The following is a 14,024-nucleotide window of genomic DNA, read 5'->3' on the forward strand; positions in this document are numbered from 1 at the left end:
ATAATACCGATTTCGTGATACCTTTTCGGTATGACAACTTCCGCACTTCACTCTCTGGATATTCGCCTGCTGCGCTACTTTGCCGTGGTGGCGGAGGAGAACAACATGAGCCGCGCGGCGCAGCGACTGTTTATGTCGCAGCCTCCGCTCAGCCGCCATATTCGCCAGCTTGAAGAGCGGCTGGGGCTGACGCTATTTGTTCGCCATACTAAAGGGCTGACTCTGACCGACGAAGGGCTACGGGTGCTGGAGATCGTCCGCCCGCTGCTAGCGCAGCAGGAAAAAACCTACGCGGCGCTCGGCAGGCTCGCGCAGAACGGCGCGTCATCGCTGCGTTTGGGGCTAACCACGGCCTTTGAGCTGGGCGTGTTTACGGCTCTGGAGCAGCATCTTGTCGAGCAGGTTGAGGTCTTGAATATTGTGCGTCATGGCTCGCCGGAACTGATCCGCCTGATACGGCGGGGGAAGCTGGACGCGGCGCTGGTGGCGCTGCCGCTGGAAACCTCAGGTTTAAGCGTTGTTCCATTGCCCCTGCATGAACCGCTAATCGCCGCGCTGCCTGCTCACTGGCCGGAGGCCGAGGCGGCGTCGCTGGCGCTCAGCGAGCTGAATGCGCGGCCGCTGTTTTGGTTTAAGCGTGAGCGTAACCCTGCCTTTTTTGACTATACGCGGGATATTTTCCGTCGCGCGGGCTATGCACCAACCTGTATTGAAGAGCCGCTGGAACATGACATCCTGCTGGCGCGCATTGCCCGTGGTGACGGCCTCAGCCTGTTCCCTGCTTCATTTTCCGCTATTCAACGGCAGGGAGTGGTTTTCCGCCCACTGCGGGATGAAACGCTGAGCGTCGGTTTGGGGCTTGTCATGCCGGCCGAAAATGAAGGGCGGCTGGGCTGGTTGGCCGAATCTTTTAAGCCGACTCGCGCGTAACCAGTTGTCCGGATAGCGTGATGGATTGATTTTGCAGCATGGGTTCTTTGAGCTTACGGATCATCAGCGTTGCTGCCTGGCGGCCGGTCTCTTCGCTGGCCGAGGAGACATAGCTAAACGCCGGTGAGGTGAGATTGATATGCAGCATATCCTCAAAGCCAATCAGCGCCACCTGTTGGGTCAGAAACACGTCTTTCCCCACGGTACGACCGACTTTATGAATTCCATCAATGCAGCCGATCATTGCATCCGGCGAATGGCACAGCACGGCGGTGATGGCGTTATTGTTTTCCAACAGCTGACGCGTCGCGAGACTGGCGGCATGTGTATCATCGCCGCAGGCAGGGGTAAATTCTTCACGCGGCGTAATGCCGTAGCGGGTGAGGGTGTTACGAAATCCCTCCAGTCGCTGCTGGCGAATCAGGTTGTTACCCTGTCCACCGAGGTAAGCGATGTAACGATGCCCGCGTTCGATAAGATAGCGCGTGGCCAGGCTTGCCGCCTGCTGGTTATCGCGCAGCACCAGGTTGCAGGCCTCTTTGATCGGCGATTGTGACACCACAACCAACGGCAATGGGCACTGGCGAATTTGCGCGGGAAGCGTGTCGCGGTTTACATCCGACGCCAGATAGATAACCCCCGCAACGCCCTGCTGCTTAAACGACAGTAGGCAGCGTTCAAGATGTTCATGCTCATTGAGCGGTTGACCAAGAAAGACCATAAAGCCCTGCGATTCCAGTTCCTGAACAATGCTCGCCATCACTTTGATGGAAAAGCTGTCGCTAAAGTCTCTTAGAATCAGGCCAATCAGATTGGAGGTGTTAGCGCGAAGGTTAGCGGCGGCAATGTTGTGAACATAGCCCAGCTCATTGATGGCAGCCTGCACTTTTTCGATAGTCGCATCGGAGATTTTTCCTTTCTGGCGAAGGACCAGCGACACGGTAGAAACCGAGACACCGGCCTTTTTGGCGACATCAATAATGCTGACTTTCTTCAAAATCGCTCCCTGAGCAGTCTCACTAATCCACAGAAAACAAGGAGGTTCCCATCAGGGACGGGAACCTCCAACCGCTGACAATCTTATGATTATTTGCCAATCATCGTCGACATGGTTTGCGCGATAAATTGCGCTCGCGCGCCAAATATCACCTGAATACCGTTATCGCCGACGAAAACAACGCCGCGTGCGCCGATATTGTTGAGGCCATCCTTATCCACGGCCTTTTTGTCTTCAACTTCAAGGCGCAGTCGGGTAATGCAGGATCCCACGGACGCAATATTTTGCTCGCCGCCCAGCAGGCCAATGATATCGGTTGCCAGCTCGGTATCGCTTTTGTCGTTGGCGGTCACCGTGGTTTCCGTGCGGCCCGGCGTTTTGACATCAAAACGGCGGATCACAAAGCGGAAGGTGAAGTAGTAAATCAGCCCCATCGGCACGCCAACGATAATGGCGTTGAGGAAGTTGGTCTGATAACCGTTAAACGACGGCAGAATACCAAATGAGATGTAGTCGATAAGCCCGGCGGAGAACGACTTGGCGATGTGCGCATGCAGCAGATACATCACCATGTAGGAGAGACCGGCCATGATGGCGTTAAAGACGTAGAGAATCGGTGCCACGAAGATAAAGGTGAATTCGACCGGCTCGGTGATCCCGGTCAGGAAGCAGGTCAGCGCAGCGGAGAACAAAATGCCGGCAGCGATTTTCTTATTCTTCGTGTGCGCTTCGTGGTACATCGCCAGGCAGGCGGCAGGCAGCGCAAACAGCATCAGCGGGAATTCACCCTGCATGAACTTGCCGGCATCCTGGTAAGTATCGCTGCTAAAGGATTTCACTCCCTCTTCCAGCATTTTGAACCAGATAGTCTGGTCGCCATGAATGACCTGGCCTGCGTGGGTGGTGTAATCGCCAAATGAGTACCAGAACGACGGGTACCAGATATGGTGCAGCCCTAGCGGGATCAGCGCGCGCTCTACCAGCCCGAAAATAAAGGTCGACGCAGCCTGATTATCGCCGTTGATAATCACGGACAGCGCGTCGATCCCCGCCTGAATATGCTGCCAGATGTACGGCAGAATCAGCCCAAGGACAAACGACAGCAGGGCGGTAGCGATGGCGACAAAGCGCTTGCCGGAAAAGAAACCCAGGAATTCCGGCAACTGCATTTTGTGGAAACGGTTATAGCACCAGGCGGCGAGAATACCGCAGATCAGGCCGCCAAAAACGCCCATTTGCAGGGTTGGGATCCCCACCACCATGGCGTATTTTCCGCCTTGCCCCGCCATTTCGGGAGTAATGCTCAGAACCGTACTGATGGTGATGTTGGTAACAAAAACGGAAACGGCCGCTGACAGCGCCGCAATACCGGACTCTGAAGCCAGGCCGACGGCGGAGCCGATGGCAAACAGCATTGGCAGGTTATCAAAGATAATCCCGCCTGCGTTCATCATCAGCGGCAGGTGGAATTTATCCCCAAACGCCAGAAGCAGACCGGCTGCCGGCAGCAGCGAGATCGGCAGCATCAGCGCGCGACCAATCATCGACAGTTTAGAAAGCGATTTAATAACACTCGATATCAGACTCATACTGATTTCCCCCGAATAGCCGCCTCTTCGTGCGTGCTTTTCTTAACCCTGTTTATAGTGAGTATAACGTTTTAGTAGAACGTTCTACTTATCGTGAAACAACCCATTAACGTCTGCAATAGAATTTTGGTTTAGACCTACGATGTTTAAGAAATATGCGATGTACATCGCAATTTTAATTGCGTATAAAAAGTGAGGTTGTTGGCGCAGCGGGCGGTGGAAAGTCGACGACGGCTGGCGTCCTGCGCGGGTAGATGAATTAATTTCACCTTCGCTGAGTATTACTCACTTTTTAAGCCGATCTTTCTATTGACGCCCGTCGCCTTTTGCGGCATTTTTACATCCAGACGTCTAAACGGATAGATGTTTACAACACAACAATAATGACACGCGATTGATGAGGTAAGGTATGAGCTTTTTTCACGCCAACCAGCGGGAAGCGCTGAATCAGAGTCTGGCCGAAGTTGGGCAGATTAACGTTTCCTTTGAGTTTTTCCCGCCGCGCACCAGTGAAATGGAGCAAACCCTGTGGAACTCTATCGATCGCCTAAGCAGCCTGAAGCCGAAATTTGTTTCGGTAACCTACGGGGCAAACTCCGGTGAGCGCGACCGTACGCACAGCATTATTAAAGGCATTAAGGACCGTACCGGTCTGGAAGCCGTGCCGCACCTGACCTGCATTGACGCCAGCCGTGATGAATTGCGCGCAATCGCCCAGGACTACTGGGATAACGGTATTCGCCACATTGTGGCACTGCGCGGCGATCTGCCGCCAGGCAGCGGTAAGCCGGACATGTATGCGGCGGACCTGGTGACGCTGTTAAAAGACGTCGCGGATTTCGATATCTCCGTCGCCGCCTATCCGGAAGTGCACCCGGAAGCAAAAAGCGCGCAGGCTGACCTGCTCAACCTGAAACGTAAAGTGGACGCTGGTGCGAACCGCGCGATCACTCAGTTCTTCTTCGATGTGGAAAGCTACCTGCGTTTTCGCGATCGCTGCGTGACCGCCGGCATCGACGTGGAAATTATTCCCGGCATTTTGCCGGTGTCGAACTTCAAGCAGGCGAAGAAATTTGCTGACATGACCAACGTGCGTATTCCTTCCTGGATGTCGCAGATGTTCAACGGGCTTGATGATGATGCCGAAACCCGCAAGCTGGTGGGCGCGAATATCGCCATGGATATGGTGAAAATTCTCAGCCGTGAAGGGGTGAAAGATTTCCACTTCTACACTCTGAACCGTGCGGAAATGAGCTACGCCATTTGCCACACGCTGGGCGTGCGTCCGGCGTAAATCGTCAGCGATTGGCGACGATGTCATATCCCATTCCTTCAGGACAGCGGCCTGGCAGATAGCACGCCAACGGCCCTCTCCGGACAAAAGCCCTGTTTATGCAGGGCTTTTGCGCAGTATAGTAACGCCCCTCATATCACAGTTACGGATCTATCATGTCTACCGAAGGGAAAAGCAATCCGCTGGCGCTTATCGGCCTGCTGGTGCTGACGCTCATCTGGAGCTACAGCTGGATTGCGATGAAACAGGTGACGCTCTACATTGGCGCTTTTGATTTCACTGCACTTCGCTGTATTTTTGGCGCAGTTTTATTGTTTATCGTGTTATTTCTTCGCGGTCGCGGTATGCGGCCTACGCCCTTCGGTTACACGCTGGCTATTGCGCTGCTGCAGACCTGCGGCATGATTGGCCTTGCCCAATGGGCGCTGATGAGTGGCGGTGCGGGCAGGGTCGCTATTCTCACCTACACCATGCCGTTTTGGGTGGTGATTTTGGCGGCGGTCTTCCTTGGTGAACGCATGCGTCGGCGACAATACGCCGCGATTGGCGTGGCGGCGCTAGGGTTGTGTCTGGTGATGCAACCGTGGCAACTCGACGTGACATCGCTGAAAAGCGCGCTGTTGGCGATCCTTTCCGGCGTTAGCTGGGGGGCGAGCGCCATCGTGGCTAAACGTTTATATCAGCGCCACCCCGGGCTCGATTTGCTGGCGCTCACCAGTTGGCAGATGCTGTATGCCGCGCTGGTCATGAGTGCGGTCGCGATGCTGGTACCGCAACGGCCTATTGATTGGCAGCCGGGTGTCTTTTGGGCGCTAGGCTATAGCGCGATTCTGGCCACGGCGCTGGCCTGGAGCCTGTGGCTGTATGTTCTGCGCAATCTACCCGCCAGCATAGCCAGCCTGAGTACGCTGGCGGTCCCGGTGTTTGGCGTGCTGTTCTCCTGGTGGCTGTTGGGAGAAAGGCCGGATAGCGTGGAAAGTCTCGGCATTGCGCTTATTGTCTTCGCGCTGGCGATGATTAGCCTGAAAAAGCGGGTTGCTTCGTTACGCAGTAGCCGCTAAGAATTGAGGAAAACCTTACTTTGTGTCTGGATTTTCATTAATTCTCCCTATCGATCACAGTCAAATGCCCCTCAATATGTAAGGATAAAGCTGACCTGCGTAGAAATTCCTCTCTGACAAGGGAAAAATAAGAGGAATTAACTATCAAATCCGTGGGTCATTTCAGCTATAACTTATCAGCAGGGGTGTATATCTTAATGATAAATACTGTAAGGGAGCATAGTGATGAGCACGCCAGACGATACCCAGAACGCAGGTAAATGTCCTTTCCACCACGGTGGTGGGCACGATCAGAGCGCAGGCGCTGGCACCAGTAGTAAAGACTGGTGGCCAAAGCAGCTTCGCGTCGACCTTCTTAATCAGCATTCCAATCGATCCAACCCGCTGGGTGAGGATTTCGATTACCGTAAAGAATTCAGCAAACTGGACTACTCGGCGTTAAAGGGTGATATCCGCGCGCTGTTAACCGATTCACAATCCTGGTGGCCGGCCGATTGGGGCAGCTATGTAGGGCTGTTTATCCGTATGGCATGGCACGGTGCGGGCACTTACCGTTCCATGGACGGCCGCGGTGGCGCTGGCCGCGGTCAGCAACGTTTTGCCCCGCTGAACTCCTGGCCGGACAACGTGAGCCTGGATAAGGCGCGCCGTCTGCTGTGGCCAATTAAGCAAAAATATGGCCAGAAAATTTCATGGGCTGACCTGTATATCCTCGCGGGTAACGTGGCGCTGGAAAACTCCGGTTTCCGTACCTTTGGTTTCGGCGCCGGTCGTGAAGACGTGTGGGAACCGGATCTGGACGTCAACTGGGGTGATGAAAAAGCCTGGCTGGCGCACCGTGACCCAGAAGAGCTGGCGAAACGTCCGCTGGCCGCGACCGAGATGGGCCTTATCTATGTGAACCCGGAAGGGCCAAACGCCAGCGGTGAGCCGCTGTCGGCGGCAGCGGCGATTCGCGCCACCTTCGGTAACATGGGGATGGACGATGAAGAGACCGTGGCGCTGATTGCCGGTGGTCATACGCTGGGTAAAACCCACGGCGCGGCGGAAGCTACGCACGTCGGGGCCGATCCGGAAGCTGCACCGATTGAAGCGCAGGGCCTTGGCTGGGCAAACAGCTTTGGCAGCGGCGCGGGCGCAGACGCGATTACTTCCGGTCTGGAAGTGGTCTGGACGCAGACGCCAACCCAATGGAGCAACTACTTCTTCGAGAACCTGTTCAAATACGAATGGGTACAGACCCGCAGCCCGGCTGGCGCAATCCAGTTTGAAGCGGTGGATGCACCTGATCTGATCCCAGACCCGTTCGACCCGTCGAAAAAACGTAAACCAACGATGTTGGTTACCGACCTGACGCTGCGCTTCGATCCGGACTTCGAGAAAATTTCTCGTCGCTTCCTTAACGACCCGCAGGCCTTTAACGAAGCCTTTGCCCGCGCGTGGTTCAAACTGACCCACCGTGATATGGGGCCAAAAGCGCGCTACATCGGTCCGGAAGTACCAAAAGAAGATCTGATTTGGCAGGATCCGCTGCCGCATCCGTTCTTCCAGCCATCCGCTGATGATATCGAAAGCCTGAAGGCTGAGATTGCGGCTTCTGGCCTGACCGTCAGCGAACTGGTTTCCGTAGCCTGGGCTTCGGCATCCACCTTCCGCGGTGGTGACAAACGCGGCGGCGCGAATGGCGCACGTCTGGCGCTGGCTCCGCAGAGAGGCTGGGACGTTAACGCCACGGCAGCGCGCGTTCTGCCGGTGCTGGAAGGCATCTATAAATCGGCGCACAAAGCATCGCTGGCCGATATTATCGTGCTGGCAGGCGTTGTCGGCGTAGAGAAGGCGGCGCAGGCTGCTGGCGTGAACATCAAGGTGCCATTTGCTCCAGGCCGCGTCGATGCGCGCCAGGATCAGACCGATATCGAAATGTTTGAGCTGCTCAAACCGATTGCCGATGGTTTCCGTAACTATCGCGCTGCACCGGGTGAAGCGACGACCGAATCTCTGCTGATTGATAAAGCACAGCTGCTGACGCTGACTGCGCCGGAAATGACGGTGCTGGTAGGCGGCCTGCGCGTACTGGGCGCGAACTTTGATGAAAGCCAGCACGGTGTTCTGACCGACAACGTGGGCGTGCTCAGCACCGATTTCTTTAGCAATCTGCTGGATATGCGCACCGAGTGGAAAGCGACCGATGCTTCTGCAGAACTGTTCGAAGGCCGCGATCGCGCCAGTGGTGAAGTGAAATACACTGCCACCCGTGCTGATCTGGTCTTCGGCTCCAACGCCGTACTGCGCGCGCTGGCGGAAGTTTATGCTTCCAGCGATGCGAAAGAGAAGTTTGTGAAAGACTTCGTGGCGGCTTGGGTGAAAGTGATGAACCTGGATCGTTTTGACCTGCTGTAAGGGCTCAACGGTATAAAAAAATCCCCGCTTACGCGGGGATTTTTGTTTGTGGCGTTCGAAGAGGGAAAATTATTCCCACTCGTGCAGGAAGCGCTGTCCATATTGGTCAGCAACCAAAAGCGCGGCGTAAACGCGGTCAGGATCGGCACCGCCAGGCATGTTGTGAATGGTTTCGCCTTCAGCACAGGCGGCTTCTGCCACCAGACGCATTTTCGCCGGGATGTCCTCTTTGATGTCCAGTTGCGCCAGGGTAATCGGCAGGCCAACGCTGTGACACAGTGCGGCTACGGTCTCAATTTCTTCCACTGAAGCGTTTTCCAGTACCAACTGGGTCAACGTGCCAAACGCCACTTTTTCACCGTGGTAGTAGTGATGGGCGTCAGGGATTGCCGTCATGCCGTTGTGAATCGCATGTGCCGCTGCCAGGCCGCCGCTCTCAAAGCCGACGCCGCTGAGGTAGGTATTGGCTTCGATTACGCGCTCCAGCGCAGGGGTGACTACGTGCTGCTCGGCGGCGAGCATCGCTTTTTCACCCTCTTCAATCAGCGTGTTGTAGCACAGCTCGGCCAGCGCCAGCGCGGCCTGAGTGCATTGACCGCCGGCCATGGTGGTGGCTCCGCTGCGCGAGCAAGCGCGAGCTTCAAACCAGGTCGCCAGCGCATCGCCAATCCCGGCAGCCAGCAGACGGGCTGGGGCACCGGCAACAATTTTGGTGTCGACGATAACCATGTTTGGGTTATGCGGCAGCATCAGGTAGCGATCAAATTCGCCGTCATCGGTATAGAGCACGGAGAGCGCGCTGCAAGGGGCATCGGTGGAAGCGATGGTTGGTACAATGGCGACCGGCAGATTCATAAAGTGGGCCAGCGCTTTGGCGGTATCCAGCGTTTTCCCGCCGCCGATGCCTAAAATGGCGCTGCATTTGGCGCTATTCGCCACATCCTGTAGGCGATTGATTTCGTTTTGCGAACACTCGCCGCCAAACGGGGCGATTTCGACCGACAGACCCGCGCTGGTCAGGCTTTTACGCAGCGTCTCTTCAGCAAACCCCAGCACAAACTTGTCGCCGACGACCAGCCAGCTGTTAGCCATTGGCGTGAGGTAATCGCCAAGACGCGTGATGACGTCGGCGCCCTGAATATACTTACCTGGTGATTGAATAATGCGATCCATACATTTCTCCCCTACAGGTTTAGATTTCCGAATGCGTTTTTCCAGTCTTGCTCGAACTTCTCTATAGCTGACTCTACCGCGGGTGTGCCGAGCATTTGTTGCGCTACATCTAAAGGAAGGGTGATGGCTTCACATCCTGCTAATAAACAGTCCAGCGCCTGGCGAGGTGTTTTAAAGCTGGCCGCCAGCACTTTGCTATCCGGCGCGTGCAGCTCCAGCAGAGACTGCAGCTCCTGGACCATGCGGATACCGTCGCCGCCTTGGGCATCGACGCGGTTGACGTAAGGAGCCACATATTTCGCGCCAGCCAGCGCCGCCAGTAGGCCCTGTGAGGCGCTATATACGGCAGTGCCCAGTGTGGTAATGCCTTCTTTTTTCAGCAGCTTAATTGCGGCCAGCCCTTCTGCGGTGACCGGAACCTTGACCACAATGCCGGGAATAGCGGCGTGGAGTTTGCGGGCGTCGGCGACCATCCCGTCGGCGTCGCGGCTCATGGTCTGGGCAAACAGCGTACCGTTTTCACCAATGGCGTGTTTCAGGCGCGGCAGCACGTCCCAGATAGACTCGCGGCTGGCGGCGACAATGCTCGGGTTGGTGGTCACGCCGGCAATCGGGAAAATGCGCGCTAAACGTTCAACTTCCTGCACATTGGCGGTATCCAGATACAGTTCCATGCTATTTCCTCTTAAAGTTCCAGTTCATGTTGCAGCAGGCTGGCAATGGCGTCGGCAGAGGCGGCGTTAACCAGTGAGTTGCGGAATTCGGCATGCATGATGCGACGCGCCAGGCGCGAGAAAATGCGCATGTGCTGGTCGCCGGCAGCATGTTTATTGAGCGTCAGCATAATAATGAACTGCGCTTCTTCATCGCCCCAGGTGACGGGAGCGGGCAGCCGGGCGACGCTGATGGTCGATTGTTCGATGTGTTCGGACTTGCTGTGCGGAATGGCAAAGCTAAAGCCCAGCCCGGTGGAGAAGACCGCTTCACGCGCCCATAAATCGGCTTCCAGTTTGCGCGGGTAGCGGCAGCGCCCGGCGAGCAGCAGGTTGTCGGTCATCCCCTTGATCACCTCTTCTTTACTGCGCCAGTCGTTATCCAGCGAGATGCAGCGCGGGGTAATCAGCGGTGCATCCTGTTGGCTCATGCGGAACTGGGCCAGCAGATGCTCCACTTCCAGCGAGGTGCGACAGGCCATGGCCTGATTGAGCAACTGGCGGCAGGCGCGGCTGTCGAGCTGCGCCAGGCGCGCTTTGGTCGCGGGGATCGACGGTGCGCTCATGCTAATTTCATCCAGCCCCAGGCCCACCAACAGCGGCAGCACCGAGCCTTTCGCTCCTAGTTCGCCGCACAGACCTATCCATTTCCCCTGTCGATGCACGGCCTGCACGGCAAAATCGAGTGCGCGTAGGAAGGCCGGATTCAGACTGTTGTAATGGCGGGTCACCTTGGCGTTGTCGCGGTCCACCGCCAGCAGATACTGCGTCAGGTCATTGCTACCAATGCTAAAGAAATCAATCTCTTCGCAGCACTGGTCGATGATAAACATCACCGACGGCACTTCCAGCATGATGCCGAGAGGAATGCGCTCATCAAACGCCACGTGTTCGCTGCGGAGCTGCTGTTTGGCTTCGGCCACTTTTTCTTTGACCCACAGAATCTCTTCCATTGAGGAGATCATTGGAATCATGATTTTCAGGCTGCCGTGCGCCGAGGCGCGCAGGATGGCCCGCAGCTGAGTGGTAAATAGCTGCGAGTACTCTTCATAGATACGCACCGCGCGATAGCCGAGGAACGGGTTGTTTTCCGCCGGGATGTTGAGATAGTCCACCGGCTTGTCGCCGCCGATATCCATGGTGCGAATAATAATGCTGCGACCATCAGCCGATTCCAGCGCCTGGCAAAAAATGTTGTACAGCTCGCTTTCGCTCGGCTCGCTGGTACGATCCATGTAGAGCATTTCTGTACGGAAGAGACCTACCGCTTCGGCACCGTTGCCAAACGCCGCCTGCGCTTCCACCGAATGGGCGATATTGGCGGCAACCTCAAGGCGAATGCCATCGGCGCTTCGTGCTTCTCTGTGAAGCCATTCGCTTTGCTGTTCGCGAATCGCGGCCTGTACGCGCGCCTCCTGCTGGTAATAGCGGGTAATGGCTTCGCTAGGGGCGACAACCACTGCGCCGGCGTTGCCGTCGAGATAGACGGTCTGATTTTGCCACGGCGTCAGCGCGGCAATATCCATGCCTACCAGTGTTGGAATGTTAAAGGAGCGGGCAAGGATCACCGTGTGCGAAGTTGTCCCACCGCTCTCCAGCAGCAGACCTTTGAGCAGTGTTTTATCCAGCTCGAGGAACTGGCTTGGGGTTAACTCTTCGGCGACGCAGATAGACGGTTGAGTGAGCTGCCCTGGCGCCGGGAAGCGTTGTTCACCATAAATATGCTGCAGCAGCTGGAAACCCACGTCGCGCATATCAAGCGCGCGTTCCTGCAAGTAGCTGCTGCTGGAGCGGGCAAATTCGTCGCAAAAATGCCGGGTGCTTTCGATGATCGCTTCGGCACAGCTTAAACCGTCGTTCACACTGGCCAACAAATGCTGGCGCAGCGAGGTGTCGGTGGCCAGCGAGCGGTGCGCTTCGAGAATCGCGCTGGCGGTGCTGTCGTTTTCCAGCAGGCGCAGTTCCAGCGTTTTGACCAGCATGGTTAAGCCGCTATCGAGGGCGGATTGCTCCTGCTCCGGGCTTTTTGTCGGCGGCAGCTCGCCGAGATTGTTGAGATCCAGTGCGACCAGGGGCGTGAGCACGCCGCCTGCACTGCCGCTACAAACCGGCTGAGCGCGAAAAAGCGTGGGGTTTAAACGGGTTAAGGATTCTGGCAGCGCTTCTTGTTCAACGCTGATGGCCTGCGCCAGCGGCGCATCGCACAGCGGGAACTCTTCTTTGATCCACGCCGTGAGACGCTCATGAGCAGTGATTTCATCGGCTCCGCGAATGAGCAACTGGCAGCTATCGCCTGCTAGCGTGTCGGTACCGATAATCGCCAGCGCGCTCTTGGCGTTGCCTTTGCGGTCCGTGCGCAGGTTATGCCATTCAATCTCGCAGCTAAACGTGTTGCACAGCGTTTCGACATGGCTGGCAGGACGGGCGTGCACGCCATTCGGTAATTCGCAGACAAATTCAACAACCAACGTCATAACCCTATCTCCCAAATCATTCGATATGGGTAACAGAATAGGGGGCTTGTTATCGGCGCGGCTATCTGACATTTATGTCAAAAACTGGACAAATGTATTGCCTATTGGAAAATGAGACCAACCTCACAGGTTGCCAGTCAGGCTTATAAAGACGGAGATAACGCCAACTTTAGAGGTCGCTCGCATTTTTCTTCTGACATTACAAAAATCCAGTAAATGCACTTTTTATCCACTGTCTGTCCCGCTGCCAATTGCCTATTGTTGCCACAACAGCTTAATAGACATGGGCACATAAAGCCCGGGAGCGACTGATGAAAGAATTAGTGCAAATACTCAGAAATACCCGTCAGCATTTGATGACGGGCGTGTCGCACATGATCCCGTTTGTCGTAGCGGGCGGTATCTTACTGGCGGTCTCCGTCATGCTGTACGGAAAGGGCGCTGTGCCAGATGTCGCCACCGATCCCAACCTGAAAAAACTGTTTGATATTGGCGTCGCGGGCCTGACGCTGATGGTGCCATTCCTCGCCGCCTACATTGGTTACTCCATTGCCGAGCGCTCCGCGCTGGCACCCTGCGCGATTGGCGCATGGGTGGGCAATAGCTTCGGTGCCGGCTTCTTCGGCGCCCTGATCGCCGGGATTATCGGCGGTATCGTCGTTTACTACCTGAAGAAAATTCCGGTGCATAAAGTTCTGCGCTCGGTGATGCCGATTTTTGTCATCCCGATTATCGGCACCCTGATTACCGCAGGCATCATGATGTGGGGCTTGGGTGAGCCGGTCGGCATGCTGACCAACAGTCTGACCCACTGGCTGCAAGGGATGCAAGCCGGCAGCATCGTGGTGCTGGCGGTGATTATGGGGCTGATGCTGGCCTTCGATATGGGCGGCCCGGTGAACAAAGTGGCCTATGCCTTCATGCTGATTTGCGTCTCTCAAGGGGTCTATACCGTGGTGGCTATCGCCGCCGTGGGTATCTGCGTGCCGCCGCTGGGGCTGGGCCTGGCCACGCTTATCAACCGCAAAAACTTTAACAATGAAGAACGTGAAGCTGGCAAAGCGGCGCTGGTGATGGGCTGCGTTGGCGTGACTGAAGGGGCGATTCCTTTCGCCGCCGCAGACCCGCTGCGCGTCATTCCATCCATCATGCTGGGCTCCGTATGCGGTGCCGTGACCGCCGCGCTGATGGGAGCGCAGTGCTACGCCGGATGGGGTGGTTTGATTGTCCTGCCGGTAGTGGAAGGCAAATTGGGCTATCTGCTCGCGATTGTTGTGGGTGCGGTGGTCACTGCCGTGAGCGTCAACCTCCTGAAGAGCCTGGCGCGCAAGAACAAAAAAGTGGCCGTCGAAAAAGAAGACGACCTGGATTTAGATTTTGAAATTAACTAATT

The 14,024-nt window shown here is 56.1% G+C and carries 10 protein-coding genes; 5 read left to right on the forward strand and 5 right to left on the reverse strand.

Going from position 1 to position 14,024, the window contains the following annotated elements:
- Positions 1–30 precede the first annotated feature (30 nt).
- Positions 31–930 carry a LysR family transcriptional regulator gene (locus tag KCR01S_RS17760; RefSeq protein WP_061284423.1) on the forward strand — a complete coding sequence of 300 codons (900 nt, stop codon included), beginning with the start codon at positions 31–33 and terminating at the stop codon, positions 928–930.
- Here the strand turns inward: KCR01S_RS17760 and malI are convergent.
- Both malI and KCR01S_RS17770 read right to left on the reverse strand, forming a co-directional pair.
- The gene (gene malI / locus KCR01S_RS17765) at positions 911–1,927 is read right to left on the reverse strand and encodes a Mal regulon transcriptional regulator MalI (protein ID WP_061284424.1); all 1,017 of its coding nucleotides are present in this window, start codon (positions 1,925–1,927) and stop codon (positions 911–913) included. The genes KCR01S_RS17760 and malI overlap by 20 nt on opposite strands.
- Before the next feature lie 89 nt (positions 1,928–2,016).
- The gene (locus tag KCR01S_RS17770) at positions 2,017–3,516 is read right to left on the reverse strand and encodes a PTS transporter subunit EIIC (RefSeq protein ID WP_052284233.1); all 1,500 of its coding nucleotides are present in this window, start codon (positions 3,514–3,516) and stop codon (positions 2,017–2,019) included.
- A gap of 409 nt (positions 3,517–3,925) precedes the next feature.
- Between KCR01S_RS17770 and metF the strand changes: the two genes are divergently transcribed.
- The 3 genes from metF (at position 3,926) to katG (ending at position 8,271) form a co-directional block, all read left to right on the forward strand.
- Positions 3,926–4,810 (forward strand): methylenetetrahydrofolate reductase, encoded by an 885-nt coding sequence (metF, locus tag KCR01S_RS17775; RefSeq protein WP_052284234.1) that lies wholly within the window; start codon positions 3,926–3,928, stop codon positions 4,808–4,810.
- 155 nt (positions 4,811–4,965) lie between these two features.
- The gene (locus KCR01S_RS17780; protein WP_061284425.1) at positions 4,966–5,871 is read left to right on the forward strand and encodes a DMT family transporter; all 906 of its coding nucleotides are present in this window, start codon (positions 4,966–4,968) and stop codon (positions 5,869–5,871) included.
- Positions 5,872–6,096: 225 nt separating this feature from the next.
- Positions 6,097–8,271: a catalase/peroxidase HPI gene (gene katG, locus KCR01S_RS17785; RefSeq protein ID WP_061284426.1), complete on the forward strand. Its 2,175-nt coding sequence runs from the start codon at positions 6,097–6,099 to the stop codon at positions 8,269–8,271.
- Between the two features lie 69 nt (positions 8,272–8,340).
- Here the strand turns inward: katG and gldA are convergent, their stop codons facing one another.
- The 3 genes from gldA to ptsP are packed head-to-tail and all read right to left on the reverse strand — an operon-like array spanning position 8,341 to position 12,631.
- A complete protein-coding gene (gene gldA, locus KCR01S_RS17790) occupies positions 8,341–9,444 on the reverse strand; it encodes a bifunctional L-1,2-propanediol dehydrogenase/glycerol dehydrogenase (protein ID WP_061284427.1) in 1,104 nt (367 codons plus the stop codon).
- A gap of 11 nt (positions 9,445–9,455) precedes the next feature.
- On the reverse strand, positions 9,456–10,118 hold the full coding sequence (gene fsa, locus KCR01S_RS17795) for a fructose-6-phosphate aldolase (protein ID WP_061284428.1): 663 nt from the start codon (positions 10,116–10,118) through the stop codon (positions 9,456–9,458).
- Positions 10,119–10,129: 11 nt separating this feature from the next.
- Positions 10,130–12,631 carry a phosphoenolpyruvate--protein phosphotransferase gene (ptsP, locus tag KCR01S_RS17800; RefSeq protein WP_061284429.1) on the reverse strand — a complete coding sequence of 834 codons (2,502 nt, stop codon included), beginning with the start codon at positions 12,629–12,631 and terminating at the stop codon, positions 10,130–10,132.
- 311 nt (positions 12,632–12,942) lie between these two features.
- On the opposite strand from ptsP, the gene KCR01S_RS17805 reads away from it, so the two are divergent.
- Positions 12,943–14,022 carry a PTS fructose transporter subunit EIIC gene (locus KCR01S_RS17805; RefSeq protein ID WP_061284430.1) on the forward strand — a complete coding sequence of 360 codons (1,080 nt, stop codon included), beginning with the start codon at positions 12,943–12,945 and terminating at the stop codon, positions 14,020–14,022.
- Positions 14,023–14,024 lie beyond the last annotated feature (2 nt).

It is taken from the genome of Kluyvera cryocrescens NBRC 102467 (genome assembly GCF_001571285.1).
Taxonomy (GTDB): Bacteria; Pseudomonadota; Gammaproteobacteria; order Enterobacterales; family Enterobacteriaceae; genus Kluyvera; species Kluyvera cryocrescens.

Coding starts and splice junctions, on each gene's coding strand:
- ptsP (WP_061284429.1), bottom strand. CDS start 12,631: ATGACGTTGGTTGTTGAATTTGTCTGCGAATTACCGAATGGCGTGCAC.
- KCR01S_RS17760 (WP_061284423.1), top strand. CDS start 31: ATGACAACTTCCGCACTTCACTCTCTGGATATTCGCCTGCTGCGCTAC.
- fsa (WP_061284428.1), bottom strand. CDS start 10,118: ATGGAACTGTATCTGGATACCGCCAATGTGCAGGAAGTTGAACGTTTA.
- katG (WP_061284426.1), top strand. CDS start 6,097: ATGAGCACGCCAGACGATACCCAGAACGCAGGTAAATGTCCTTTCCAC.
- KCR01S_RS17780 (WP_061284425.1), top strand. CDS start 4,966: ATGTCTACCGAAGGGAAAAGCAATCCGCTGGCGCTTATCGGCCTGCTG.
- KCR01S_RS17805 (WP_061284430.1), top strand. CDS start 12,943: ATGAAAGAATTAGTGCAAATACTCAGAAATACCCGTCAGCATTTGATG.
- KCR01S_RS17770 (WP_052284233.1), bottom strand. CDS start 3,516: ATGAGTCTGATATCGAGTGTTATTAAATCGCTTTCTAAACTGTCGATG.
- gldA (WP_061284427.1), bottom strand. CDS start 9,444: ATGGATCGCATTATTCAATCACCAGGTAAGTATATTCAGGGCGCCGAC.
- metF (WP_052284234.1), top strand. CDS start 3,926: ATGAGCTTTTTTCACGCCAACCAGCGGGAAGCGCTGAATCAGAGTCTG.